Annotated in this window: 24 protein-coding genes; 9 read left to right on the top strand and 15 right to left on the bottom strand. The window is 66.7% G+C overall.

What is annotated here, in order from left to right; all coding sequences use genetic code 11:
• Positions 1-13 precede the first annotated feature (13 nt).
• Both AB4Z16_RS13395 and AB4Z16_RS13390 read left to right on the top strand, forming a co-directional pair.
• A complete protein-coding gene (locus AB4Z16_RS13395) occupies positions 14-1,009 on the top strand; it encodes a phosphatase PAP2 family protein (protein WP_441511840.1) in 996 nt (331 codons plus the stop codon).
• 10 nt (positions 1,010-1,019) lie between these two features.
• Positions 1,020-2,012, top strand: coding sequence for a G1 family glutamic endopeptidase (locus AB4Z16_RS13390; protein WP_441511839.1), 993 nt, complete (start codon positions 1,020-1,022; stop codon positions 2,010-2,012).
• Between the two features lie 38 nt (positions 2,013-2,050).
• On the opposite strand, the gene AB4Z16_RS13385 is transcribed toward AB4Z16_RS13390, so the two are convergent.
• On the bottom strand, positions 2,051-3,004 hold the full coding sequence (locus AB4Z16_RS13385; protein ID WP_441511838.1) for a carbohydrate kinase family protein: 954 nt from the start codon (positions 3,002-3,004) through the stop codon (positions 2,051-2,053).
• A gap of 395 nt (positions 3,005-3,399) precedes the next feature.
• Between AB4Z16_RS13385 and AB4Z16_RS13380 the strand changes: the two genes are divergently transcribed.
• Positions 3,400-4,236 carry an alpha/beta fold hydrolase gene (locus AB4Z16_RS13380; RefSeq protein WP_441511837.1) on the top strand — a complete coding sequence of 279 codons (837 nt, stop codon included), beginning with the start codon at positions 3,400-3,402 and terminating at the stop codon, positions 4,234-4,236.
• A 65-nt stretch (positions 4,237-4,301) separates the two neighbouring features.
• Here AB4Z16_RS13380 and AB4Z16_RS13375 read toward each other — a convergent pair whose 3' ends face one another.
• The 5 genes from AB4Z16_RS13375 to AB4Z16_RS13355 form a co-directional block, all read right to left on the bottom strand.
• Positions 4,302-6,116: an ABC transporter ATP-binding protein/permease gene (locus AB4Z16_RS13375; protein ID WP_441511836.1), complete on the bottom strand. Its 1,815-nt coding sequence runs from the start codon at positions 6,114-6,116 to the stop codon at positions 4,302-4,304.
• Between the two features lie 468 nt (positions 6,117-6,584).
• Positions 6,585-7,274 carry an ankyrin repeat domain-containing protein gene (locus tag AB4Z16_RS13370; RefSeq protein ID WP_441511835.1) on the bottom strand — a complete coding sequence of 230 codons (690 nt, stop codon included), beginning with the start codon at positions 7,272-7,274 and terminating at the stop codon, positions 6,585-6,587.
• A gap of 74 nt (positions 7,275-7,348) precedes the next feature.
• Positions 7,349-7,840, bottom strand: coding sequence for a GlcG/HbpS family heme-binding protein (locus tag AB4Z16_RS13365; protein ID WP_441511834.1), 492 nt, complete (start codon positions 7,838-7,840; stop codon positions 7,349-7,351).
• Positions 7,841-7,995: 155 nt separating this feature from the next.
• A complete protein-coding gene (locus tag AB4Z16_RS13360; protein ID WP_441511833.1) occupies positions 7,996-8,601 on the bottom strand; it encodes a response regulator transcription factor in 606 nt (201 codons plus the stop codon).
• Positions 8,598-10,151 (bottom strand): sensor histidine kinase, encoded by a 1,554-nt coding sequence (locus tag AB4Z16_RS13355; RefSeq protein WP_441511832.1) that lies wholly within the window; start codon positions 10,149-10,151, stop codon positions 8,598-8,600. Before AB4Z16_RS13355 ends, AB4Z16_RS13360 begins: the two co-directional genes overlap by 4 nt.
• Positions 10,152-10,319: 168 nt before the next feature.
• On the opposite strand from AB4Z16_RS13355, the gene AB4Z16_RS13350 reads away from it, so the two are divergent.
• From AB4Z16_RS13350 to AB4Z16_RS13335, 4 genes are all read left to right on the top strand, one after another.
• Entirely contained in the window at positions 10,320-11,342 is a 1,023-nt protein-coding gene (locus tag AB4Z16_RS13350) for an amino acid ABC transporter substrate-binding protein (RefSeq protein WP_441511872.1), read from the top strand.
• 184 nt (positions 11,343-11,526) lie between these two features.
• Positions 11,527-12,699 (top strand): amino acid ABC transporter permease, encoded by a 1,173-nt coding sequence (locus AB4Z16_RS13345; RefSeq protein ID WP_441511831.1) that lies wholly within the window; start codon positions 11,527-11,529, stop codon positions 12,697-12,699.
• Between the two features lies 1 nt (position 12,700).
• Positions 12,701-13,822 carry an amino acid ABC transporter permease gene (locus AB4Z16_RS13340; RefSeq protein ID WP_441511830.1) on the top strand — a complete coding sequence of 374 codons (1,122 nt, stop codon included), beginning with the start codon at positions 12,701-12,703 and terminating at the stop codon, positions 13,820-13,822.
• 124 nt (positions 13,823-13,946) lie between these two features.
• Positions 13,947-14,630: a lysophospholipid acyltransferase family protein gene (locus tag AB4Z16_RS13335; protein WP_441511829.1), complete on the top strand. Its 684-nt coding sequence runs from the start codon at positions 13,947-13,949 to the stop codon at positions 14,628-14,630.
• Positions 14,631-14,652: 22 nt separating this feature from the next.
• Here the strand turns inward: AB4Z16_RS13335 and AB4Z16_RS13330 are convergent, their stop codons facing one another.
• The gene (locus AB4Z16_RS13330) at positions 14,653-15,384 is read right to left on the bottom strand and encodes an EipA family protein (RefSeq protein WP_441511828.1); all 732 of its coding nucleotides are present in this window, start codon (positions 15,382-15,384) and stop codon (positions 14,653-14,655) included.
• A gap of 147 nt (positions 15,385-15,531) precedes the next feature.
• Between AB4Z16_RS13330 and AB4Z16_RS13325 the strand changes: the two genes are divergently transcribed.
• Positions 15,532-16,875, top strand: coding sequence for a sensor histidine kinase (locus tag AB4Z16_RS13325; RefSeq protein WP_441511827.1), 1,344 nt, complete (start codon positions 15,532-15,534; stop codon positions 16,873-16,875).
• Between the two features lie 6 nt (positions 16,876-16,881).
• Here the strand turns inward: AB4Z16_RS13325 and AB4Z16_RS13320 are convergent, their stop codons facing one another.
• The 8 genes from AB4Z16_RS13320 to AB4Z16_RS13285 form a co-directional block, all read right to left on the bottom strand.
• Positions 16,882-17,565, bottom strand: coding sequence for a response regulator transcription factor (locus AB4Z16_RS13320; protein ID WP_441511826.1), 684 nt, complete (start codon positions 17,563-17,565; stop codon positions 16,882-16,884).
• 144 nt (positions 17,566-17,709) lie between these two features.
• On the bottom strand, positions 17,710-18,354 hold the full coding sequence (locus AB4Z16_RS13315; protein ID WP_441511825.1) for an outer membrane protein: 645 nt from the start codon (positions 18,352-18,354) through the stop codon (positions 17,710-17,712).
• Between the two features lie 225 nt (positions 18,355-18,579).
• On the bottom strand, positions 18,580-19,455 hold the full coding sequence (locus tag AB4Z16_RS13310) for an alpha/beta hydrolase family protein (RefSeq protein ID WP_441511824.1): 876 nt from the start codon (positions 19,453-19,455) through the stop codon (positions 18,580-18,582).
• Positions 19,452-20,471 carry an ABC transporter ATP-binding protein gene (locus tag AB4Z16_RS13305; protein ID WP_441511823.1) on the bottom strand — a complete coding sequence of 340 codons (1,020 nt, stop codon included), beginning with the start codon at positions 20,469-20,471 and terminating at the stop codon, positions 19,452-19,454. The genes AB4Z16_RS13310 and AB4Z16_RS13305 overlap by 4 nt, the downstream gene beginning before the upstream one ends.
• Positions 20,468-21,448 carry an ABC transporter ATP-binding protein gene (locus tag AB4Z16_RS13300; protein ID WP_441511822.1) on the bottom strand — a complete coding sequence of 327 codons (981 nt, stop codon included), beginning with the start codon at positions 21,446-21,448 and terminating at the stop codon, positions 20,468-20,470. Before AB4Z16_RS13300 ends, AB4Z16_RS13305 begins: the two co-directional genes overlap by 4 nt.
• The gene (locus AB4Z16_RS13295) at positions 21,445-22,353 is read right to left on the bottom strand and encodes an ABC transporter permease (protein WP_441511821.1); all 909 of its coding nucleotides are present in this window, start codon (positions 22,351-22,353) and stop codon (positions 21,445-21,447) included. Before AB4Z16_RS13295 ends, AB4Z16_RS13300 begins: the two co-directional genes overlap by 4 nt.
• Positions 22,350-23,327: an ABC transporter permease gene (locus AB4Z16_RS13290; protein ID WP_441511820.1), complete on the bottom strand. Its 978-nt coding sequence runs from the start codon at positions 23,325-23,327 to the stop codon at positions 22,350-22,352. The genes AB4Z16_RS13295 and AB4Z16_RS13290 overlap by 4 nt, the downstream gene beginning before the upstream one ends.
• A gap of 79 nt (positions 23,328-23,406) precedes the next feature.
• Positions 23,407-25,020: an ABC transporter substrate-binding protein gene (locus AB4Z16_RS13285; protein WP_441511819.1), complete on the bottom strand. Its 1,614-nt coding sequence runs from the start codon at positions 25,018-25,020 to the stop codon at positions 23,407-23,409.
• 92 nt (positions 25,021-25,112) lie between these two features.
• On the opposite strand from AB4Z16_RS13285, the gene AB4Z16_RS13280 reads away from it, so the two are divergent.
• Positions 25,113-25,985 carry a MurR/RpiR family transcriptional regulator gene (locus tag AB4Z16_RS13280; RefSeq protein WP_441511818.1) on the top strand — a complete coding sequence of 291 codons (873 nt, stop codon included), beginning with the start codon at positions 25,113-25,115 and terminating at the stop codon, positions 25,983-25,985.
• Positions 25,986-26,048 lie beyond the last annotated feature (63 nt).

Genomic DNA, 26,048 nt, shown 5'->3' with positions numbered 1-26,048 from the left:
CGGGGTTCATGCGATGACCGGCAATACAGGCAATACCGGCAACACCGGCAATACCGGAAACTCCGGCATCAGCGGCGACGACGGAAACTGGTTCGTACCCGACCGGGCCGATTTTCCGTTCTCGATGGAGTCGACCACGGCGGCTGGTGGACGGATCCGGGATCTGCAGAAATCGGTGCATATCCGCCTCGACCCGGCATCTGGGCCTTACAAGAAGATCCTTTTCATGAACGCTGCCGTCGGCGGCGAACCGGCGACATTTGCAGATCGCCATTGGGCGGCGCGCTGGTATGCCTTCCGGGGGCTGACGGAGTTCGCCGCGACGAACTGGAACACCAACCAGTTGAACGACACGCTGGCGGACATCCTGATCGGCCTTAACGGCAAGGAGGGGGCTGAAACCAGGCAGGCGCGCGAGATCAAGAACCTGCTTGCCGCCGCGCGCGACGAGCGCGCGTCGGCCCTGGGCGAAATACTCGTGCAGGATGGCGAGTTCATCTCCACCTTCATGGCGGCGCTCGCGATGACGCCGGCCTCCCATCCGCAGACCTTCCGGGTCCTGCACATCGCCAGCCTGGTCGCGTCTTTCAGTGCCCTCTACTACAAGCAGGTCTTCCAGCGCCCGCGCCCATCCTGGGAATGCCCCGCGCTGATGCCGCCGATCCCCGTACCCGGCCATTCGTCCTATCCCAGCGGCCATGCCACCCAGGCGCATCTCATGGCAGCCTGCATGGCGCACATGCTGAAGATCGTGACTCCGGCACTGCCGCAGGCTGACCGGACAGCCCTGACGGAAACGCTCATGGCGCTCGCACGACGTGTGGCGCGCAACCGCGAGATCGCCGGACTGCATTTTCCAAGCGATTCCGAAGCCGGCGCCGCAATCGCCTCCGCGGCCTTCGCGAAACTGTCGGAGCACAGCGACACCGGGCAGAGCGCGGATCATTACACGCTCAAATCATTCGGCGAGACCGTGACGAAGGCCGCCGCCGAATGGAAAGCAGAGTGAGGAGACGGCAATGGCCGACCCGCCTAACGGCGCCATCGCGCCCTATCCTTTGCCACCGGAGACCTTCGATCCCGCGGATGCGAGCGACAGGGAATTGCAGTGCTATGGCCTGCCGACCCCGGCGGAATTCAGGGCCAATCCGGCGGCAGCAGCATTTCGCCGGGCCTTCCTGCGCCGGCGCCCCAACGCTCCGCCCTTGCGGTTTCTCAGCGCGTCCAAGGCCACCAACGTGGCCCCGCGACTGCAAATTCTGCGCTTTGCCGCTCAAGCCGCCAGGCCGGTGCAGAAGAGCATGAACTGGTCCGGCGGCTATGTGACACCCCGTGACGGCCGCAGCTTCGTCTCCGTCATGGCGAACTGGACTGTGCCCGAGGTCTCCGCACCGCCCGGCGGAACCGCCCCGGAATACCAGAGTTCGACCTGGATCGGGCTCGACGGGCAGAGGCTCTATGCGGATTCCTCTCTCCCTCAGATCGGCACGCGGCAGCGCTGGCTCACGGAACCTGTCCCTCATGCCGAGTATTCGAGCTGGTTCCAATGGTGGGCGCGGGGGCTGGATCTCCCGATTCAGGAGCTCGCACTGCCCGTCGATCCCCGTGACAAGATCAGCGCGATCATCGCGGTGCGCGACGAGGCGACGGTGCGCTGCAATCTGAAGAACGTCAGCAAGGGCATCATCCTGCAGGCCTTCGACGCCTCGGTGCCGGCGGGCCTGCGCATCAGCGGCGCCACCGCCGAGTGGATCATGGAACGGCCAAGTCCGATGGGGTCGGATGGGTGGGAGCCCTATGCCTTTCCCATCTACCGGTCCTTCGCCTTTACCGGTTGCGTGGCCGAATCTGCCGAGCCGGAGAGGCCCGATCTGTGGCAGCACGACCTCGAAAGCGCGCGTCTGATCCGGATATCCGAAATCCATCGGAATCCGACGAGCGTCCGAACCATCTCGACCGCCAGTCGCGTCCTGGGGCCGCCGCAGCGCCTCGAACTGAGCCGCGTGCCCTGAGCGGGAATGGCGCTCGCCTGCGCGGCCGACGATGGCAGCTACGCCGGCGTCGACAGCAACGCCTCCACCTCCGCGGCGGTCGGCAAGACCGCGCCCCGGCGTGTGACCGAAAGCGCCGCCGCGGCGCTGGCATAGACCAGCAATTCGCGAACGGATGCGATATCGAGTTCAGCCAGCGCCGACGGGTGCAATCGGCCGGTTTGGGCGAGCCGCGCCAGCAGCGACGCATGGAAGGCATCCCCGGCGCCAACCGTATCGCAAACCGTGACAGGCCGTCCGGGCACCGAGATCCGCCCGGCAGACGAGAAGGCCGTCGCGCCTCGCTCCCCCTCGGTGATGACCACCAGTTGCGCGCCGAGATCGAGCCAATAGGCGGCGGCCTCAGTGATCGTGACTTGCCCGTCCCAGCCGATCCGCACATCTTCCTCGCTGGCCTTGATCAGGTTCGCGGCGCGGTAGAAGCGCTCGGCCGCCATATGCCAGCCTGCCAGCCCGCCGGGCGCCGTCGGTCGCAAATTGGGGTCGACGCTGATGAACCGCCTGCCCTTCTCGCGCTCGGCCAGCGCGGCGAGGCTCGGCCCCACCGGCTCGGCCGCCATGGTGTAGGACCCGAAAGCCAGCGCCTCGACGGTGCCGGGCAGTTCGGAGGGCAGATCGGATGGCAGCAGAGAGCGGTCCGCGGCGCCCTCGCCATGGAAGCTATAGCTGGGGTGGCCATTGTCGTCGGTGGCGATGACGGAGAGCGTGCTGAGCCGGTCCGTTCGTACCAGATAGCCGCAATCGACCCCTTCCCGGGCCAGCATCTCGGCCAGCAGCGAGCCGAACGCATCGCGCGAAACGCCTCCGAGAAACCCCGCTTCGATGCCGAGCCGGGCGAGACCGATCGCGACATTGAACGGCGAACCACCGGGAACCGCTCGCGCCGGCATCTCGCCGCGATCCGGCGCAGCGACGAACAGATCGATCAGCGCCTCGCCGCAGACCAGAATCATGATGTCTCCTCAAACGCGACCTGCCGCAATCTACAGCACCTTCAAGGGCGGGAAGCAGAAAGTCGACGCCATCAGCCAGACGGCACTTTCGTCCCTCTTGACGACCGCCCCCGATTGCGGCGCTGATGATCGGGTCATTCGCACACGCCTTCTCGTGCTGCGCCGGAACCCCGCGGGGGCATGGCACAGCCAGCTTTGACGCATCTCTGCCAAGTCGAGACGATAAACCACAAAAAGCCGGGCAGTCGGACAAGACGGCCCCATAATGCCGTTGCAGAATGCAGCCTGCCGGGCGCTGCCTTCCGGCGACGGGCATCGCGACGAAAATTCGACGGAACCATGGATTTGGCGCCGTCGCCGCAAAGACCATGTTTGGCACACCGAAGGAGACTGACATGCCATTCGTCACAACCAAGGACGGGGTCGAGATCTTCTATAAGGATTGGGGACCGAAAGACGCCCAGGTCATCATGTTCCACCATGGCTGGCCGCTCTCCTCGGATGATTGGGACGGGCAGATGCTCTTCTTCTTGTCGAAGGGCTATCGCGTCGTGGCCCATGACCGCCGCGGCCATGGCCGCTCCGCCCAGGTCTGGGACGGGCACGACATGGATCATTATGCAGCGGATGCCTCGACGGTCGCGCAGCATCTCGATCTCAGGAACGCGGTCCATATCGGCCACTCCACCGGCGGTGGCGAGGTGGCTCGCTATGTCGCCAGGCATGGCGAGCCGCAGGGCCGCGTCGCCAAGGCGGTGCTGGTCAGCGCGGTGCCGCCTTTGATGGTCAAGACCGACAAGAACCCGGGCGGCCTGCCCATCGAGGTCTTCGACAGCTTCCGCAAGGCGCTCGCCGACAACCGGGCGCAATTCTTCCTCGACGTCCCGACAGGCCCCTTCTACGGCTTCAACCGGCCGGGTGCGAAGATCGACCAGGGCGTCATCCGGAACTGGTGGCGGCAGGGCATGGAGGGCGGTGCCAAGGCCCATTACGACGGGATCAAGGCCTTCTCCGAGACCGATCAGACGGAAGATCTCGAGGCGATCGGCGTGCCCACCCTCGTCCTGCATGGCGAGGACGACCAGATCGTGCCGATCGGGGCCGCCGCGCGCGAGTCGATCAAGCACCTGAAGAACGGCAAGCTGAAGACCTATCCAGGCTTCGGCCACGGCATGCTCACCGTGAATGCCGACGAGCTCAACGCCGACCTGCTCGCCTTCGTGCAGAGCTGACATCGCCCCCTGCGGCTGGCCAATCCCGGCCGGCCGCAGGCCCGGAAGCGCAAGCCTCGCCCACCTCAGTCTGCAGTATCTTCATTGGCCTCCCGGCGGCCCCGAAAAAGGCGCCATAGCGACCGCCCGATAGGCTTGGACGTCAGATGGGCTCCGGCCGGGCGGCGTTCGAGCGTGATCTTCTGCTCGTGATAGTCCTCAAGCCCCGGGCGGTGCCCGACGCTGATGAGCGTCGCATCGGCCAGTTCGCTGTCGAACAGCCCCAGCAGCGCTTCCTGGCTCGCCTCGTCAAGCGCGGACGTCGCCTCATCCATCACGATGATGTCCGGCTTCTGGATCAGCAGGCGTGCGAAGGCGACCCGTTGGCGCTCTCCTCCGGAGAGAATGCGGTCCCAATCATCCTCCGCGTCGAGCCTCCTGGACAGATAGCCCAGGCCACAGCGCTGCAGCGCTCCGATCATCGTCTCCTCGTCGACCGGCCGCTCCGAAGCCGGGTAGAGCAGGATCGAACGCAGCGTTCCCCGCGGCAGATACGGCTTTTGGGGAACGAAAGCGATCGATTGCCCCGCGGGCACGCGGATCGAGCCTGATCCCCAGGGCCAGAGCCCGGCCAATGCCCGGATGAGCGTGCTCTTGCCGGAGCCGCTCTCCCCTGCAATCAGAACCTTCGCACCGCGCTCGATGGCAACAGTCGCATCCGCGACGACGACGCGGCCATTGCTGTGCGCGAGCGACAAATTCTGGATATGGATCGCCTCGTCCTCGCTCTCCCCGAGTTCGATCCGCGTATCCGCCTCCATGATCGTGCCGATATCGAGCGCCTGCAGTTCCTCGACCAGCTCGTCGACGCGCCTCACGGAGGCGAACCACTCCGCCAGCCTGACGAAGTTGTCGACGAACCAGATCAGCGCGGCCTGCACGGCGCTGAAGGCGGCCACGACCTGCACCACCGCGCCGAGGGTGACACCGCCGGCCAGATACTTGGGCGCGATAAGCAGGAGCGGCACGATCGGGAACAAGGCCCCGTTCGTATTCAGGACCAGCGCGATGATGCCTTGCTGGCGGATGATCCGGAGCCAGGCGGCAACGACGCGTCCGTAATCCTCCCCCACCGCGCTGAGTTCATCGGCATCGCCGCGGATGAGCGCGATACTCTCGGCGTTCTCGCGCAGCCGCGTCATCTCGGCCCTGAACTGGGCTTCCATCTCGTTCTTGTGCGAGACGAGGCCCACCAGCGGCCGCCCAGTCAGATAGGCTGCGAGCGACGCGATGGCGGCGTAGAGCACTGCGGCGACGGCCATATAGCTCGGGATGACGATCGTGACGGTTCCCAGCGTCACCTCGGCCGAGCCCGCGACCTGCCAGAGGATCGCGGCGAAGGTCGCCGCCGTGATGAAGGCGCTGATCAGCCCAATCGCCAGCTCGACCAGCGGCTCGATCGCGAGGCGGGCATCCTCTGCGATTCGATACTCGGGTGCGGTCAGCCTCTTGGTCAGGAAGCCGAGGCGATAATAGCGCTGGTCCGCGATCCACCAGCCCGCGACGCGCCGGGTGAGGTTCTCGCGCCAGCGCGTCTGCAGCAGCATGCGGCAGACCACCAACCCGGACACCGACAGGGCCGTGGCCACGACCAGAGGGGGCAGCCACCCTGTTGCCGCCCATACGCCCGTGACGTCCCGCTTCTCGAGCGCGTCGAAGAACAGGCGGTTCCATTTGTTGATGCCGACTGCGCTCGCCGTTTGCGCGGCAACGAAGAACAATACGGCGGCCGTCAGCCCCCAGGCCCGCCAGCGCGTATCCTGGTCGCGCCAGTAGCGCAGGGCCACGCGAAAGAACTGGCGCATGCGTGAACGCTGAGGGGCAGGCGGAGCATCGGTCATCTGCTGTCCCGCCACGCGGAAAATCTGGCGCACAATTCTGGGCCGCAGGGTTGGCCAGCGTGTCGCTCAAGCCCAATGCGCAAAGGGCTCATCCTTGCAGCGGCGAAGGCGAGTTCCGCTCGGCATCTGGAAACTCTCGTTATCGACACGCACGAGGGATGTTCCGTCGAGGAGGGTGAACCGCGCGATTCCGTCGGTGTCAGACCACACCGCGACGACATATCTGTTCCCGTCGGTATCCTGGCATCGTTCATATCGCGCCGGATTCATGCGGACATCCGAACGGCGCAATTCCATCGCTCTCGAGGGCATGTCTCACCTCTCCCACTGCCTGCTTCAACGGGAAGCCGCAGGCGGGGTTCCATCCTGGCGCGTCGGATTGCCGGTCGGTCTGGGAAACGAGAATGAGCATTAGCGGCCGCCAAACCCTGCGCTGGAGCGCAATCGGGGTCTGCGAGCGGCGCGTATTCAGCGCCTCTGCGCGCTTTCCAGCAGTCCGGCCATCGCCCGATCGCCGCGCGCCCGGGCGTGCTGCAGCGGCGTGATACCCTGCCCGTCCGCGATAGTGCGATCCGCGCCCGCGGCAAGCAGAGCGCGTGCCGTCTCGATGTGACGGGGGCCGCCATCGCCCAGCACTACCGCCTCCATCAGGGCGGTCCAGCCGAGATTGTTGACATGGTCGAGCGGCGCCCCGGCCTTGATCAGTTCGCGGACCACCTCGTCATGGCCGAGATGCGCGGCCGCGATCAGCGCCGTGCCGTCATAGCGACTCGTGATCAGCTTGGCCGAAGCGCCGGATGCCAGCAGCGCCTTGACCGTCGGCACGTCGTCACGCACCGCCGCGATCGTCAGCGCATCGTAACGCTGCTCGTCGAGCAGTCCCGGCTTGGCACCGACGGCGATCAGGAGACGCGAAGCCTCGGCCCGCCCCTGGAATACCGCGACGTGCAGGGGCGTGCGGCCATTGCGATCGCGCGCATCGAGGTCACCCCCCGCCGCGGCCAGCCGGCGGATCGTCGCGGCATCACCCGCCGCAGCCGCCGCATGCAAGCCGCGATAGGCCGCAAACTCGGCCGGGCTTGGCGGCGTCTGCGCGGTCGCTTCACCGGACGAGACGGCGGCAAGGAGCGCCAGGGCGGCCAGCAATATCCTCGACATGGCAGCATCCCCCAATGGCGGGCAGGCGGCCGGCGCAGCGGCCACCTGCTTCACAATGACGGCGATCGGCCAATTCAGCGCAGCTTCGCCTGCACCTTCTCGATCCCGGCCTTGGCGCAATCCTCGTCCAGATTGGCGCCCGGGGCGCCGCCGACGCCGACCGCGCCGATCACCTCGTCATCGACCTTGACCGGGACACCGCCACCGAGCAGCAGGAAGCCCTCGATCGAGGCGACATGGCGCGCCGCCCGGTTCTTCTCCGCGCCCTCGGCCATCGCCAGGGTGCCATTGCCAGCGGAAGCCGAGGTGTAGGCCTTGTCGCGGCTGGCAGCGACGGTGTGCGGACCGGCCCGGTCGGCGCGCAGCATGGCAAGGGGCACGCCGGCCCGGTCGACCACCGTGGCGGCAATGTAGAAGTTCTTGGTGGCGCAGGCCTCGACGGCGGCCTGTGCGATCTCCTGCGCGATGGCGAGCGGCATGTTGCGCTGCTGCAAAACCTGGGCGCCGGCGACGGCCGGAACGAGAGCGAGTGTGGCAGCAGCGGCGGCGAAAGCGGTCTTGAACATGGTCTCTCCGATGCGGGGCGTGGCGAGCCTGAGCTCGACGGGGCCACGCTACCGAACCGCGAAGCGAAAAAAGATCGGTACGGCGCCGGAGACCTCTCAGTAATCCTACGGAGCAAGGCGGCAATGACAGCCGCGAGAGCGAAGTTGTCGGAGCCCTACCCTTCAAGGGCGATACGAACCATCTCCGCAACCGAGCCGGCGCCGAGCTTCTCGGCAATATTGGCGCGATGGGTCTCGACCGTGCGCGGCGAAACGGCGAGCGCGCGAGCGATTTCCTTGGTCGAAAGCCCTTCGGCGATGAGATCGAGGATCTCCCGCTCGCGCTGGGTCAGCTTGGCCAGCTGTGCTTCCCGCCCGGCGCGGGCGGCGTGAACCCTGCTGCGTTCGTCGAGCTGCGCGAAGCCCGCCTCGATCGCCTCGAGCAGCACCTGCTCGTCGATCGGCTTTGTCAGGAAGTCGACGGCTCCGGCCTTGAAGGCACGGCGACAGGCCGCGACATCGCCATGGCCGGTGACGATGACAATCGGCATGCGCTCTGCCTCGCTCGCCATGCGCTCCAGAAGTTGCAGGCCGGATGTCCCGGGCATGCGGATATCGGCGACAACGCAGCCATCCTGCCATAGGTTCGGGCGCTCCAGGAAGGCCTGGACGCTGGCGAAGGGCTGCACCGCGAAGCCCATGGTCCGCAGCAGCAACGTGAGCGCATCGCGGACATCATCGTCGTCATCGATCAGATAGACCGTACGGGCAGCGGGCTTCATTCAGCCGCGATCCGCTGTTCCAGGGCCAGGAGCGGCAAGCGAACCGTGAACACGGCGCCCCGGCCGGCCTCGCTGCGCGCAGCGATGCGCCCGCCGGCCGACTGGACCAAACGCTCGCAGAGCGGCAGGCCGAGCCCCATGCCGCCGCTCTTGGTGGTGAAGAACGGCTCGAACAGCCGTGCCAGATCGGCCTCCGCGATGCCCGGGCCGGTATCGCTCACGGCGATCTCGACATCGCCTCCGACGAGCCGGGTCGTGAGCGTGATCTCGCGTCGCCCTCCGGTCTCGCCCGCTATCGCCTCCGCCGCGTTGCGGACGAGATTGTGAACCACCTGCTCGATCGCGACCCGATCGACCCGCGCCGGGAGCGGCGAGGGGACGAGTTCAAGGTTGAGGCCGATCCCCCGCTCCAACAGGTCGCGCTGCGTCAGGGCAACGACATTGCGGACGATGCAGTTGAGGTCGTTCGGTTGGGGCTGCGGCTCGCGGCGCGTCACATAGGCCCGCAGCCGCTCCAGGATTTCGCCGGCCCGCAGGGCGTGCCGCACATTCGCATCGAGCACGCCGATCAGCGCGTCCGGATGCCCCGCCGCGGAGCGCATGAGCCGCAGGCCGGCCTGGCTCTGGCTGAGGATCGCCGTCAGCGGCTGCGTGATCTCATGAGCGATGCCGGACGCCATCTCGCCGACCGTGTTCACCCGCATCGCATGGGCGAGTCGCGCATCTTGCTGATGCAGCCGCATCGCCTCGCGCGCCCGCTGGCTGGCGCGCTTTTCGCGCAGAACCGCAAGCAGCAGCAGCACTGCTAGCCCGGAGGCCAGCGGCCAGCCGATCAGCAGGATCGGCGGCAGGATCTCGGCCACGGCCGGCCGCCGCTCCAGGGACAGGACGAGCGGCTGAGAGCGGCTTCCCAACGCCCGTTCATAGGTGAGTTCCGGCAGGCCCGTGCCGGGCGGACGTTCCCGTCCTTGGCTGACGATCCTGGCTCCGGAGCTATCGTGCAGCGCGAGCACGGTCTCCTCCGGCAAGCCGCCTTCCGGTTCGGCCATGCGTGTGGCGTCGATGACGAGCACCAGCGCCCGCGGCTCCGAGCCGTTGTCCGGGATGCGCTTGACGAGCGCATAGAAAGGCTTCCCTCCCCGGCTGGGCAGCGTGCCGGCGTGGCCCGGTGCAAGCTCCCGGATGCGCGCCGCAAGCGCGAGCGGATCGAAGTCCTTGAGATTCTCCGCAGCTTTCCCCTCGAGCCCGTCGGGGGGAGCTCCTGATCCTGCCAGCTCGACCGCCGCGATCCGCGGATAGAAGCGCTGCATCGCCTCCACGACGGCGCGCCACGTGCCGGAATCCGCGGTCGAACTCGCCAACACCGCCGCGAGGCTGGTGAGATGCGCGTCATGCTGCTCGGCGCGCTGCGAGAGGACGCGATGCAGCGTCGCTCCCTCGCGGTGGAGCGCGTCGCTTGCCCGTGTGAATTCGATCGCGGCCCCCAGCCCGAGGCCGATGAGCGCAAGCGGAACCCACAGCAGCAGGAATGTGGCCAGTCGGGACTTCAAGGGCGCAATCCGGTTCGCGCTCAACCTACCGTGCCGGCCTCGTGCCGTCACTCCGCACCGTCGAGGGATTTGGCGCGGAAGGTCCTTGCGGCGGCAACCGCAGCTCAATAGGCTCCCTGTCGACGCGCCGACGACAGGCACGCACCAGGGGAAACGCCTATGCCAAAAATGTTCTGCAAGCTGGCCGCGCTCGGTCTCGCCGCGGCCGCCTTTTCTGTGTTCGCCGCTCCCGCCTCGGCGCAAGCGACGCTCGAGGCTGTGAAGAAGCGCGGCAAGATTCTCTGCGGCGTCTCCCCCACGGCTCCGGGCTTCTCCTATGCCGACGACAAGGGCGTTCGCCAGGGCTTCGACAGCGACATCTGCCGCGCCGTGTCATCCGCCGTCTTCGGTGTTCCGGACAAGGTCGACTTCGTTCCGCTCAACACCAATGTCCGCTTCCAGGGGCTTCAGTCCGGCGAGGTCGACCTGCTCTCGCGCCAGACGACAATGACCTTCTCGCGCGACACATCGCTCGGCCTCGATTTCGCGCCGGTCGTTTTCTATGACGGCCAGGGCCTGATGGTTTCGAGCAAGCTCGGCGTGAAGAGCGCGGCGGAGCTGTCGCAGTCGGCCGTCTGCATCCTACCGGGCACCACGACGCTGCAGAATCTCGAAGACTACTTCAAGCCGCGCAACATCAAATACGAGGCGGTCGTCTTCGAGAATCCCGACGAGTGGCGCAACGCCTTCTTCTCCGGCCGCTGCGACGTCATCACCACCGACCGCTCGGACCTCGCCTCGGTGCGCGCGATCGCGAACGACCCCAAGCAATACGTCATCCTGCCCGAGACGATCTCGAAGGAGCCGCTGGCGCCCGTCATCCGCCAGAACGACAGCAACTGGCGCGACATCGTCTCCTGGACGGTCAACGCCCTGATCGCGGCCGAGGAGTACGGCATCACCAAGGCCAATATCGACGAGCAGCTCAAGAGCAAGGACCCCGAGATCCAGCGCCTGCTCGGCGTCAACGGCGACCTCGGCAAGATGCTGAACCTCGACAACAAATGGGCCTACAACGCCATCAAGCAGCTCGGCAATTACGGCGAGCTCTTCGAGCGCCATCTCGGCGAGAAGACCCCGCTCGGCCTCACCCGTGGCCCGAACCAGCTCTGGACCAAGGGCGGCCTGCTCTACTCCCCACCCTTCCGGTGATCCCGGCCATCGCATCGGACCGAGAAGTGGCTTCCGCTTTTTAGAAAAATCCGATGCAGTATCAAATGAATAGATCGCCGTCGTCGCGTCCGGTGGGACGCGCGGCGATCTGGCGTTCCCTCGATTGACCTGAGACCGCCGGCCGTCGCGCGCGGCCGGTGCGTCTCCAGCACGGAACAGCCCGATGGCCTCTCCAGCATCCAGCCCGCTGCGGCTCATTTACGATGTGCGCGTGCGCGCCGTGCTCTATCAGGTCGTGGCCGTCGTCCTCGTCGTCGGGGTCGGTCTCTACCTCTTCGGCACCGTCTCGCGGAAGCTCGCCGAACAGAACATCGCGACGGGCTTCGCCTATCTCTCCCGGCCGGCGGGCTTCGTCATCAGCCAGTCCTTCATCAGCTACGAATCCAGCGACACCTACGGCCGCGCCATTCTCGTCGGGCTGCTCAACACGGTCTGGGTCTCGATCTTCGCCGTTATCCTCTCGACCGTGCTCGGCCTGATCGTCGGCATCGCCCGGCTGTCGCGCAATCCGCTCCTGTCCTTCCTCGCCCTGATCTATGTCGAGGCGCTGCGCAATGTGCCGCTGCTACTCTACCTCTTCCTCTGGTATGCGCTGATCGTCGCGGTGTTTCCGCCGGTGCGGGACGCCTGGCAGGTGCTGCCCGACGTCTTCCTCAGCAATGGCGGCCTGATCGTCCCTTCGCTGCGCTGGTCCGCCGCCCATACCGGCGTGCTGGTCTCCGCCTTGGCCGGCATCGTGCTCGCCTTCGTGGTCGCCGCGTTCATGCGGCGCCACCGCGTCGCGTCCGGCCACGCCCGCGCCGCCTGGCCCTATGTGCTCGTCGCCGTCCTCGCGCCACCGCTCATCGGCCTCTTGCTGTTTCAGCCGGATCTCGTGGTGAACTGGCCGGAAAAGGGCCGCTTCCGCATTACCGGGGGCCTGCAGGTCACCCCGGAATTCACCGCGCTTCTGGTCGGGCTCGGCCTCTCAGCTTCCGCCGGCATCGCCGAGATCGTCCGCGCCGGCATCCTCGCGGTCGGGCGGGGCCAATGGGAGGCTGCGCGTGCCGTCGGGCTGCACGACCGCCAGACGATGCGGCTGGTCGTGCTGCCGCAAGCGCTGCGCGTGATCATTCCGCCGCTGACCAGTTCCTATCTCTCGACCTTCAAGAACTCCTCGCTCGCCATCGCGATCGGCTACCCCGACCTGGTGATGGTTTCCAACACCACGATGAACCAAACCGGACAGGCCATCGAGGGCATCGCGATCTTCATGCTGGTCTATCTCGGCCTGTCGATCACGATCTCGCTGCTCATGAACTGGTACAACGCCCGCGTCGCCCTGGTGGAGCGCTGAGATGTCCGAGCTCACCAATACGGCGATGCTTGGCGTCGAACGAGCCGACCGCCCCTTGCAGGGACAGCGGCGTTGGCTCGCTGGGCTGAAGCCCTTTGTCGGCTCTCCGCTCAACGCCGCCGTCACCCTCGCCTGCCTCTGGCTGATCTATCGCCTCGTGACCGGCGCTTGGGGCTGGCTCGTCACCCGCGCGGTGACGGAAGGCGGGCCGCAGGCCTGCAAGGCCGGGAACGGGGCCTGCTGGCCCTTCCTGGCGGCGAAGCTGCGCTTCATGATCTTCGGCTTCTATCCTTACGAGGAGCATTGGCGCCCGGCGCTCGCCGTGCTGCTGTTCCTCGCTGCGGTGATCATCTCGATGATTTCGCGCTTCTGGTCGCGGCGCCTGCTCTGGCTCTGGCTCGCTGTCGTCATCGTCTGCGGCGTGCTGATGTATGGCGGGCTGTTCGGCCTCATGGTGGTGAGCACCACGAACTGGGGCGGCCTGCCGCTCTCCTTCATGCTTTCCTCGGTGGGGCTCGCCTTCGGCTTCGTGCTGGGCGTGCTGCTGGCGCTGGCGCGCTCCTCGAAGCTGCCCGCAATCCAGGTCATCGCCGTCATCTTCATCGAGACGGTGCGCGGGGTGCCGCTGGTCTCGATCCTGTTCATGGCCTCGGTGATGCTGCCGCTGTTCATGCCGGACGGTGTCACCATCGACAAATTGCTGCGGGCGCAGGTCGCGATCATCATCTTCGCCGGCGCCTATATCGCCGAGACCGTCCGCGGCGGTCTGCAGGCAGTGCTGAAGGGCCAGCACGAAGCCGCCGCCTCGCTCGGCCTCGGCTATTGGCTGTCGATGCGCAAGATCGTGCTGCCGCAGGCGCTCAAGATCGTCATCCCGCCGCTGGTCAACATCTTCATCGGCTTCTTCCAGGACACGACACTCGTCACGATCATCGGCCTGCTCGACTTCCTCGACACGGTGCGCTCAGCCATGCGCGATCCGGTCTGGCAGGGCATCGCCGTGCTCGAGGGCTATGTCTTCGCGGCGCTGGTCTATGCCCTGCTCAGCTACGGCATGGGCTCCTATAGCCGCTTCATCGAGCGCCGCCTGCGGACGGACCATGGCCATGGCCGGAGCGCCTGACGGGGCGGCAAGCGCGTTCAAACCCTGATTTTGTGCGAAGCCGGCCTCCCCGCCGGCGGCCGCGCAATGTTCCAGCAAGCCGGGGCACCGACCACTCCATGTGATTCATCATGGAGAGCGGAAGATGCGTCCCAGCTCAGGCCAGTCAGCGGCGCTCGCCGGCCGCGCACTGCACGGCTATATCAACCTCGTGCAGCGAACCACCCGGTTCAGGCCGGTCATTCCCGGGGCCTGTCCTTGGGAGCGCAGCCGCGAGCCGTTCATCGCCCTGACATGGCACGGCCAGCAGATGCTGAGCCTTGCGGCGCTCGAGGGCGCATCGCGCGTGGCAATCCTGGCCTCGCTGCATTTCGATGGCGAGGTCGTCGCCTCCGTCGTCGAACGGGCCGGTTTCCGGACCATCCGTGGCTCGGGGACGCAGAGCCGCCCGAAAATTCAGACCAAGCGGGCAATTCCAGCGTTCTTCGAAATGCGGGACGCGCTCCGCGACGGCACTAGCGTCGTTCTCACGGCAGACGTGCCGAAAGTGTCGCGCGTGGCCGGCAAGGGCGCCGTGCAGCTCGCCCGCGTCACCGGTCGGCCGATCTACCTCTTCGCCGCCGTCACGAGCGCGCGCTTCGATCTGACAAACTGGGACCGGTCCAGCATCGCCCTGCCCTTCGGCCGCGGCTGCATTCTATGGTCGGAGCCGCTCTATGTCCGAAAGGGTGCCGACGATCGCGAGGTCGGCCTCATCGCCATGGACATCTCGGCGCGCCTCGACGAGCTCCACTCTGCGGCCTACCAATCGCTCGAGCGGGCCCGCTGAGCCTGTCCCTCCCATCGTCCCGTTAGGGGCGTCCAGGCAGCGGACAATCGGCCGGATTGCCGCAGATTTTTGCTGGCGGGCGCAGGATCTCCGGCGCGCCCGCCGGCTCGATGCGGATGCGGCTGAGATCGCCCGAGAAGCGCAGGCCAAGGCCCGACGAGATGAGGACGATCCGCGCGCGCGGCGAGGCGAGGATCGTCGCATTGGCCCCGGCCAGGAAATGGGCGCTGCCGCCGAGGCTGGCATAGTCTCCGAACACGTCCTCCCGCCGGTCAAGCCCGTAGACCAGCATGATCACCCGGCCGTAATCGGCGCCGAGTCCGATGCCGACCGACAGCGCCGACCAGATCACCGGCTCGGGGGACCCGTCCGAAAAACGCAACTCGCCGCTGCCATGCCGCCCGCCCACAACGAAAGAGCCGCTCAGCTCACCACCGACGATATAGGCATTGGGCTCGCCGAACAGGGCGAACGCACGTTCGATCGGAAGGCTGACCGTCTTCGACGCGGTGTCGAATACCCCCTCGACCAATCGCAAGATATCGTTGCGCGATGTCGTCGGCAGTTGGCCCGGCCGGATCTGTTCCTTCGCCGGCGGTTTGCCCTGTGCCAATGCCGTGGCTTCGATCGGCGCGGCCGCGAGCAGCGCCGCCAACGCCCAGACCGGACGGCTCCCCCTTGCCACGGTGCGCAACACAGGCATCAGGTTGGCAGATCGATGGAAGTGTTGAACGGCAACGCTATTACGGTCCATGCAGAGCGAGCCAGAGCAGCGCGCCCTGTCCGACAAGCCATACCCGCACAGAGGCTCCGTGACGACCCGCAACATTGAACCGATTTCCGTGAGGCCGTCGCCGGCGACTTCGAACGCTCACGGCCGTCGTGAGAACGGGGGCCCGGCGTGACCTCGCTGTCGCGTGCCCTTACGCTCCGGCTAGGCCTGCTGGGCATCGTCCTGTTCGCGGCCTTCATCGCGGCCGTTCTGGCGTTCACCTTCATCACCGAAGACCCTGGCGCCCTACGCAACGACGTCACCTCACAAATCATCCAGCAAGGCGTACGGCCGTCGACGGGCAGCGGACTGCAGGTCGAGAAGACCGCGGGACTTGTGCAGATCGAGCAGGCCAGCCCCCGGCTCTGGTATCTCGTCTCCGATGGACGTTCCGTCGTCGAGTATGCGCCAGAGTTGCGTCCGGGGTTGCCCATCGACATCCGGTTGGATGGCCCGACGATCGCGGCTCAGATGCGCGTCGGCGGCGACAACGCACTCGCCTTCGACGTGATCGAGAAGGATGGCAGCCGCGTCATCGTCGCGACCGGCGGCGGCGTGCCGGGTTGGGACCTGATCCTCGGCTATTTCCTGCGCGCGATCGCCGGTCCGGCCTTCGCGATCTCGGTGGTCTTCGGCATCATCATCGCTGCCGCAATCGCGATGTCGGTCTCCTATATCAGTGCGCGGCTGCGCAGCGCTGCCGAAGCGGCGGCCCGCATCGATCCCCGCGCGCCGCGCGGCCTGCTGCCGACCGAGGAAACCCCGATCGAGCTCATGCCCCTGACAACCGCGCTCAATTCGGCGCTCGACCAGATCGCCGGCAACATGGAGGGACAACGGCGCTTCATGAACAATGTCGCGCACGAACTGCGCACCCCGCTTGCGGTGATGCGCAGCCGCGTCGACGCGCTCCCGGACGAGCCGGCGCGCCTCCAGCTGACCACGGATCTGAGCCGGCTGACCACCATCGTCTCCTCGATGCTGCAGCTCGCCCGTCTGCATGCGACCGAACTGCCCTTCGAACCGCTGCAGCTCAACGCGCTCGCTCGCTCCGTCCTGGCCGAGCTCGCTCCGCTCATCCTCAGCCACGGCGTCGATGTCGCGCTGGAAGAGGAAGGCGATCTGAATGGGGTGATCGATGCCAATGAGCCCACGGTCCGGGCCGCGCTCGCCAACCTCGTCGACAACGCCCTGCGCCATGCAAAGGCCAGATCGACCATTCTGGTCCGCGTCCTCGACGGAGCCGTCCTGGAGGTCATCGACGACGGCGTCGGCATCGCAGCGGCGAAGCGCCCGCAGGCGATGGAGCCGTTCAACCGTATGTCGCCGAGTTCGACCGGCGCGGGTCTTGGCCTGACCATCGTGCGCGACATCATGGCCGCCCATGGCGGCTCCATCGCCATTCTCGGCAATGAGGATGGCGGCACAACGGTGCGCCTGGCATTCCCGCCGGACGGCACCAGCCGCGATTGAGAGGCGCTAGAGCGCCGAAACTGTCGTCTTCAGCATGTAGCCGATGCCGCGCAGCGAGGTGATCTCGACCTGGGCACCGGCGTCGCGAAGCTTGCGGCGCAGGCGCGAGATCTGCGCCTCCAGCGTGTTCGATTCGATCAGATCGTCAAAGCCATAGACGGCCTCGATCAGTACATCGCGGGTGACGACGCGGCCGACGCGCTGCACGAGGGCTTCGAGGATCAGCGCCTCGCGCCGGCGCAGGTCGAGAGGCTTGGCTCCGACGCAGGCGCTGCGGCCCTCGAGGTCGAGCGAGAGGTTACCGGCCGCAATGACCAGGGATCGCTTGGGATGACGCCGCCGCACGATCACCCGCAGGCGCGCAAGCAGCTCGCCCGGCTCGAAAGGCTTCACCAGATAATCGTCGGCGCCGCCATTGAGGCCTTCGATGACGTCGGCCTTGGCGTCGCGCGCGGTCAGGATCAGGAAGGCCGGACGCGCATCGTCGGCGCTAAGCGCCTTGACGATCGACAGGCCGTCGCCGTCCGGCAGGCGCCTATCGACGATGGCGATGTCGAAGGGCGCGGTCCGCAGGGCCGCCAATGCGGCATCGATCGTCGTGGTCCGATCCACGATCAACCCCGCATTTGTGAGAAGCGAGGACAGGAAGCTCATCAGATCCGGCTCGTCCTCAACGATCAATGCGCGCATGTCTGTCCTGTAGAGGTGCAGGGATGGAACGTGATGCCGGACAAGGGACGGGATTTCCGAACACCCCGCCCCATCCCTACCAGAGAACGGCCAAGAAGGCCGTGAATCAGGACCGGATTCGCGAAACCGGCCGCTATGGCGGGGTCAGAAGCGGTAGTTGAGGCCGGCCTTGACGAGATGCTCGGTGACGCCGATGCGGCTGCGGGTATTGCCGAACTGGAAGTCCTGCTTGCCGAGCGAGACGTAGTTGTATTCGAGCTTGGCGGAGAGGTTGTCGGTTATGCCGTATTCGGCGCCGGCACCAACCACATAGCCGATCTTGCTCTTGGTCTTCGACAGCAGGCCGTCCGTGGCCTTCAGGCTGCCATAAGCGAGACCGCCGGTGCCGTAGATCAGCACACGATCGAAGGCGACACCGGTGCGTGCCTTCAGCGTGCTGACATATCGCATGTCGGCGCCGGTGCCGGCACCGCGCTGCTTGGAGCTGTTGCCGAGGCCGTTCATCGACATGTCGCCCTCCATGCCGAAGACCATGCTGCCGAGCTGCAGGTTGTAGCCGAGCTGGCCGCCGAGCAGCACTTCGTTGCGGCTCTTCTTGGCGGCGCCGTCGAAGCGGTCGAAGGCTGCGCCGGAATGGATACCGGCATAGATGCCGTTCCAGTTGTAGGTGCGCGGCGCGGTATAGGCCGGCCACTCCTGAGTACGCGGCAGCAGGCGGTCCGCCGCCGCCGCGGGCACCGCGAACAGGGCCAGCAGGCCGAGGCCCGCCATCGGGATGGTGCGAAACATGACAACAACTCCTTGCGGCGGCTTTCCCCGCCGCCGACGCATCTGCCTGCGCCCTGGGTCCGTGAATCGGAGCGGGTCGGCATCCGCAGATCGCGTGCGAAGATTACGGGAGCGTTGCCCATGGACGAGGCGGTGACGGGGCGCTCAAACGCCCCGCGCGGGAAGCCCGACCAACCCCGGCGGCCCTCGCACCGGGTCAGCAATATTGCGCCGCAGCAGGAGTTGTCAGAGTACGGGTTCGACCTGCTTTCCAAGCTCCTCCACCGGTGGAATCCGGCCGGCTTCGAACCAATAGGCCGCCGCCGCGCGCGACATCGCCCCGCCGTCATGGCCGATCCCCGGCACCGTGATCAGCTGCCAGTTGCAGGGCACGCCAAGACGCGCGGCCTCGGCCCGGGCGAAGTCGAGCATGAAATGGGCGCGGCCATAGCGATGCGGCCCCTGAGCCAGCGCCTCGGCCTGCGCCGGCAGGTTGGGATCGTCGGTGACGATGTCGCGGTCCCCGGCGAAGAGCATCATGGGATAGGCGAGCCAGCGTGTGAGCGCACTACGGTCGAGATCGAGCCCGCCGAGCCCTTCCGGAAAGCGCCGATCGAGCGTCGGCAGCGTGTACCAGCCCGGATTGGAAGCCATCGCCGCCGCGAAGAGCTCACCGCCCTCCGTCGCCAGCATCCGGTGCACGAACTGGCCGCCGGCCGAATGGCCGAAAATGCGGATGACGGGGCTATCAATCACGCCGCCGGCCCGGAGCGCATCCAGCACGCGCTCGGGCACCGCGTAGAGCCACTGCTCGCGCGGAGCGATGGCATCGTCAGCGGAGACGACCAGACCGTTGTTGTAGCCTTCGGCTTTGGGGAAATGCTCGTCGGGAAAGCTCGGCGCGACGATCAGCAGATTGTGCTTCTCGGCCGCATCGATCCAGAAATCCCTGTAGTCGTCGCCGTTGCGCATCATGCCGTGCTGCACGACGATGACCGGGTCGTTCGGCTGGTGGCGCTCCGGGCGGTAGAAGTTGACAACCAGCGGCCTGTCCGGATGGCGCCGGTCGATGAAGGGCAGCGCGCTGCGACCGACGGGCGGGTTGAGGGTGGTGGTGGTCATGCGGACTCCGGAGCCTTGTGCAGATGACATGCGGCGCTGCGGCCGGGCGCGATCTCGGTGAGCTTCGGCCGGACCTCGCGGCAAACCGGCATCGCCTGCTCGCAGCGCGGATGGAAGGGGCAGCCGGGCGGCGGCGCCAGCGGTGACGGCAATTCGCCCTTGAGCGGCTGGAAGGCGCGCTTGCGCCGCGCCGCCGAGGGGATCGCGGCGATCAGCGCGGCGCTGTAGGGATGCGCCGGTTCTGCGAAGATCTCCGCCGCCCGCCCAACCTCGACGATGCGGCCGAGATACATGATCGCGACCCGGTCGCTGATATGGCGGACGAGGCCGAGGTCATGGCTGACGAAGAGATAGGTCAGCCCATGGCGCTCGCGCACATCCATGAACAGATTGACGACCTGCGCCTGAATCGAGACGTCCAAGGCCGAGACCGGCTCGTCGCAGACGAGGAAATCCGGCTTCACGGCCAGCGCCCGCGCGATGCCGATGCGCTGTCGCTGCCCGCCCGAGAACTGGTGCGGATAGCGCTCGCGATAGGCGAGATCGAGCCCGACCTCGCTCAGCGCCCGGTCGACAGCCCCATCGATCTCGGCCTTCGGCAGGAGTTTGTGGACGCTCAGCGCCTCGCCGACGATGCGGCTCACCTTCATGCGCGGGTCGAGCGAGGCGTAGGGGTCCTGGAAGATCATCTGGACCTTCAGCAGGAAGTCGAGTCGCTCCTTGCCTCTGAGCCCGGCCACCGGCCGCTGCTCGTAGACGACCTCGCCGGCGGTCGGCTTCAGGATGCCGGTGACGACGCGGGCGAGCGTGGACTTGCCGCAGCCGGATTCGCCGACGAGACCAAGCACCTCGCCGCGCTTCACACTGAGATCGATGCCGTCGACGGCGCGCAGCACCGGCGGTGCCTTGCCGCGGCCGGTCGCCATCAGGATGCGCTCAGCCAGCGTCGGCTTGCGTCGGAAATGCTTGGTGATGCCCTTGAGCTCGATGATCGGGGCGCTGGATTGGGCATTCATGCCGCTTCTCCCACCGGCACCGGATTATGGCAGCGGAAGCTGCGGGCGCCCTCCCCCACCGTCTCGGGATCGCGCTCGGCGCAGACCGGCTGCACGCGCAGGCAGCGCGGCCGGAACGGGCAGCCGCTCGGGCGCGCATCGATGCGCGGCGCGACGCCGTCGATCTGGTTCAGCCGCTCGCCGGGCGCGACATTGGCGGCCGAGGAGTTGAGCAGGCCGAGCGTGTAGGGGTGGCGCGGCGCATCGAGAACCTGATCGACCGGGCCGATCTCGACGACGCGGCCGGCATACATCACCGCGACCCGGTCGGCGAGCTCGGCCACGACGGCAAGATCATGGGTGATCCAGAGTACGGCCGTGCCGGTCTCGCGGGCGAGCTTCTGCACCTCGAACAGGATCTGACTCTGGATGGTGACATCGAGCGCCGTCGTCGGCTCGTCGGCGATGATCAGGTCGGGCGCGTTGAGCAGCGCCGTCGCGATCGCGACCCGCTGGCGCATGCCGCCGGAGAATTCGTGCGGGAACTGTTTCAACCGCGCTTCCGGCGAGGAGATGCCGACGCGCGCCAGCGCCTTCGCCGCCTCGGCCAGCGCCTCCATTCGGGTGCATTGACGATGCTCCAGGATTGCCTCGCTCATCTGCTCGCCGATGCTGAGCACCGGGTTCAGCGTCATCAGCGGGTCCTGGAAGATCATCGCGATGCGGTCGCCGCGCAGATCGCGCAGCCGCTCTTCAGTCGCGTTGCGCAGATCCTCGCCGTCGAAGCGGATCGTGCCAGAGACGATCTCGCCGGGTGCATCGATCAGCCGGACCAGCGAAAAGCCGGTCACCGATTTGCCAGAGCCGGACTCGCCGACGAGCCCCAGCACCTCGCCGCGCGCGACGCTGAGATCGACACCGTCGACAGCGGGCCAGGCACCGTCGAGCGCATGGAAGACGGTCCTGAGACCGCGGACATCGAGCAGGGCGTCGGTCATGAGCGCACGTTGAAGCTGCGGCGCAGCCGGTCGCCGACGAGGTTGAGCGAGACGATCAGCAGCACCAGCGCGATACCCGGGAAAACCGCGATCCAGTATTCGCCCGAGAGCAGGAACTCGAAGCCGTTGGCGATGAGCAGGCCGAGCGAGGGCTGCGTCACCGGCACGCCGACGCCCAGGAAGGAGAGCGTCGCCTCCAGCGTGATCGCGCTGGCAACGCTGATCGAGGCGACCACGAGCACCGAGCCGACCGAGTTCGGCAGCAGGTGCGCGATCATGATGTGCCGGGTCGGCAGGCCGAAATTCAGCGCCGCCTCGATATACTCCTTGCGCCGCTCCACCAGCGCGGAGGCGCGCATCAGCCGGGCATATTGCGCCCATTGCACCAGCACGATGGCGAGGATGACCTTGTCGACGCCGCGCCCGATCGAGGCGAGCAGCACGAGCGCGACCAGGATCGAGGGAAAGCCGAGCATGAAGTCGACGACGCGCATGATGATGGCATCGACGGGTCCGCCGAACTGCGCCGCGAGAAGCCCCGCGGAAATCCCGATGAAGAGCGCGCCGAGCGTCGCCGAGAGGCCGACCATCAGGCTGGTGCGCAGCCCGTAGAGGATCGCGCTCAGCATGTCGCGACCCTGCGAATCCGTGCCGAGCCAGTAGGTCATGCCGTTCATGCTGGTCTCGCCCGGCGGCAGGCGATTGTCCATCACGCTGAGCGCGGCGAGATCGTGCGGGTTCTGTGGCGCAATGACCGGCGCCAGCAGCGCGAGAAGAACCATGATGCCGAGCAGGATCGCGGCACCGCGCGTCGTCGGCCGGTTGCGGATGCGGCGGAGCACCCTCTCCCGCAACGGTGTATCGGCATAGGCGGGAACGGCGGGCGCCTTGCTTTTTGCGCTCATGCCATCTCTCCCGTCAGCTTCACTCGCGGGTCGAGCGCGGCATAGAGGATGTCGACGAGGAAGTTCACCGTGACGAAAAGCAGCGTCGCCAGCAGCACATAGGCGACCACGACCGGCCGATCGAGCTGGTAGACCGAGTCGATCAGCAGCTTGCCCATGCCCGGCCAGGCGAAGACCGTCTCGGTGATGGTGGAGAAGGCGACGAGGCTGCCGAACTCGATGCCGACCACGGTGACGACCGGGATGAGGATGTTGCGCAGCACATGCCGGCCGACGATGCGCCGGGGACGCACGCCCTTGGCGCGGGCATATTTGACGTAGTCCTGCGTCATCGTCTCGGTCGTGCCGGCGGCGACGAGGCGGATCATCAGCGCCATGTTGGGAATGGCGAGGTTGATCGCCGGCAGCGCCAGATGCTTGAGCCCGTCCAGCGTCAGCAGGCTGGTCTTGAAGCCGAGGATGGATACCGTCTCGCCGCGCCCCGCCGTCGGCAACCAGCCGAGCAGCACGGCGAACAGCAGGATCAGCATCATGCCCTTCCAGAAACTAGGCAAAGAAAAGCCGAGGATGGTGCTGCCCAGGATGATGCGCGAGGGACGGCTCTCCGGATCGAGCCCGGCATAGAGGCCGAGCGGCACGCCGGTCACGATCGCCAGCGTCATCGCCAGCAGCACGAGCTCGAAGGTCGCGGGCAGACGGGCGAGGATCAATTCGATCGCCGGCACGCCATGGACGAAGGAGCGGCCGAGATCGCCCTTCAGCGCATTGCCCATAAAGACGAAATATTGCTGCCAGATCGGCAGGTCGAGGCCGAGGCGCCGGATCAGCGCCTCGCGCTCGGCCGAGCTGGCCGAGGGCGAGACCAGAAGCTCGATCGGATCGCCGATGCCGTAGACGGCGAAGAAGACGACGACCGAAACCGCGAGCAGCACGAGCGCGCTCTGGATCAGCCGTTGCAGGACATAGGCGGTCATGGCTGAGACCGGCTCCGCTACATGTTCCGAACGGGCGGTCCAGCAGACCGCCCGTCATTTTTGGGGTGATCGGCGAGGCCTACTTGGCGGCCGGCCTGACTGACATCGCCAGCATGTATTGATCGGCGCGACCGGTGACAGCGAGGTTGGACTTGAAGGCCCAGACGCCGCTCTCGAAGTGCAGCGGGATGAAGGCGCCGTCGGCGAGGACGAGCTTGCCGGCCTCCTGCAGCAATTCAGCGCGCTTGGCGTCGTCGAGCGTGGTGACGGCTTCGCGGATCACCTTGTCGAACTGGTCGTTCTTGTAGCCGCCATAGTTCGAGCCGCCCAGCGTCTTGGTCTCGTTGGGGGTCGGCGGCCACTGGCGCAGGAAGGACGCGGCCTCGCCGGTGCCGGAGCCCCAGCCGCCGAGCGCGGCGCTGAATTCCTTCTTGGCACGGCGCGGGAAGTAGATCGCCCGCGTCATCGCGTCGACCTCGGTCTTGATGCCGATCTGGGTCAGGTACTGCGCGACCGCCTGGGTGATCTGGCTGTCGTTGATGTAGCGGTCATTGGTGGTCGACAGGGTGAGCTGGAAGCCCTTGGCATAACCGGCCTCGGCCAGCAGCTTCTTGGCCTGCGCGGGGTCATAAGCCAGCTTCGGCGGGTTCGGCAGCGTGCCGAACATGCCGGTCGGCAGATACTGGTAAGCCGGCTCAGCCGCGCCATCCATGATGCGCTTGACGATGGCGTCGCGGTCGATGGCGAGCGACATCGCCTTGCGAACGCGCGCATCCTTCAGCGGGTTCTTGCCATCCTCGGCCTTGACGAAGGGGCTCTGGTCGCGGGCGACGTCGAGCTGGAAATAGATCACGCGGGTCGAGGGCGTGATGACGTGGCCGAAGCGCTTGTCATCCTTGATCCGGCCGAGATCGCGCGCGGCCGGATTTTCGATCACGTCGTAATCGCCGGCGAGCAGGCCGGCGAGGCGCGGCCCGGCATTGGTCACCGGCAGCAGACGCACCAGCTCCCAGGGCTCGGCCTTGCCCCAATAGGTCGGGCTGCGCTCGAGCTCGATCGCCGAGCCCCGCACATAGGATTTCAGCTTGTAGGGGCCGGTGCCGATAGCGAGCGAGCCGTCATTGAAGCCGCTGACGGTCGGCCAGGGCCCCGTCACGCCGCAGTTCTTGGCGATGTCGTAGCTGATCGGCCCGTGCTCGACGATGGAGGCCGAGAGGATGGGAAGCGCCGAGAGCAGGTTCGGCAGCAGCGGCTCCGGATTGATGGTGTTGATGACCAGCGTCTGCGGATCGGGCGACTCGACCGAGGCGAAATTCCCGGTGACGTCGGCAAAGGAATCCGACACCTTGGTCTCGTTCTTCAAGGTGCGGCAGAAGGTGAAGACCACGTCCTCGGCGGTAAACGGCTTGCCATTGGAGAACTTCACGCCGTCGCGGAGCTTGAAGGTCCAGCGGTTCTTGCCGTCGTTTTCCCAGGAGGTGGCGAGGCTCGGATGGAGCTTCTGCTTCTCGTCCTGGGCGACGAGCGAGTCGAAGATGTGCTGCGCCAGGGCGTTGTTCGGGGTGAGGTCGTGGTAATGCGGATCGACGGCGGTCGGCTCGGAAGCCAGCGCGATGCGCAGGGTTTGCGCCGAAGCCGCCGTGGCGGACAGGCACGTTGCGGCGAATGCCGCGACGAACAGGGATTGACGCATGATGGTATCCGCTCCCGCTTGTCGTTTTGACAGGTTTATTTTCGTCGGGTAGCAAACATGAAAATTTTTGAACGTCAACAGGGCGGAGGCACATGTCCCAGGGCCTGAGGCCTTCGACGGATCTCTCGAACCGGATCGCGCAGATCTACCCCTCCCTCAGCAACGGCCACCGCCGCGCGGCCGATTTCGTGCTGCAGCACCCGCTCGACGTCGCGACGATGACGATCGAGGGGCTGGCCGAAGGGAGCGGCACCTCCAACGCGACGGTGACCCGCTTCGTCCGGGCGCTCGGCTATGGCGGCTATGGCGAGTTTCGTGGCGCGCTCTCGGCCGCGCTGAAATTCGCCCATGCTCCGGTCGACAGCTTCGCCGGCGCCCGCTCGGCCGCCGGCTCGACCTTCGCGACCGTCGAGGCTGCTCTTGCCGACCAGGCCGCCAATCTGCAGGCGGCCCGCGAAAGCCTGACCGAGGAAGCCGTGACACGGGCGGTCGAACTGCTGCTCAAGGCCCCGCGCGTCTTCATCGCCGCCTCGGGCGCAAGCCACCACGTCGCTTCGTTCCTCGAAGACGGGCTTGCGCTCTATCTCGGCGCCGATGTGATCTTCGCCTCCGCACGCACCGGCCCGGAGCGCGCGGTCCGCCACATGATGTCGGCGCGGCCGGACGATCTCCTGGTGGCGATCTCCGTCCCGCGCTACTCGCGCTCGACGGTGGATCTGGCGAGCTTCGCCAAGAAGCGCGGCGCCAAGCTTCTGGCGCTGACCGACGGCCCGACATCGCCGCTCGCTTCGATCGCCGATGTCACGCTCTTCGCGCCGGCGCGCAGCCGCCTGCTGCCCAACTCCCCCACGGCCGTCTTCGCGATCGCGGACGCCCTGATCGCCGCGGTCGCTCGCGAGCGGCCGGACGCCGTCGAGGCGCTGAAGGAATTAAGCGAGAGCCTGCTCTGGACCTTTCACCAGTAGCAGCACGAGCATTTTCAAGCGAAGTGGATACCGGTTCTCGTGAAGAAAATGATATAAAACAAA

Source organism: Allobosea sp. TAF32 (assembly GCF_052113585.1).
Classification (GTDB): Bacteria; Pseudomonadota; Alphaproteobacteria; order Rhizobiales; family Beijerinckiaceae; genus Allobosea.
This window is presented reverse-complemented; position numbering and strand designations above follow the sequence as displayed.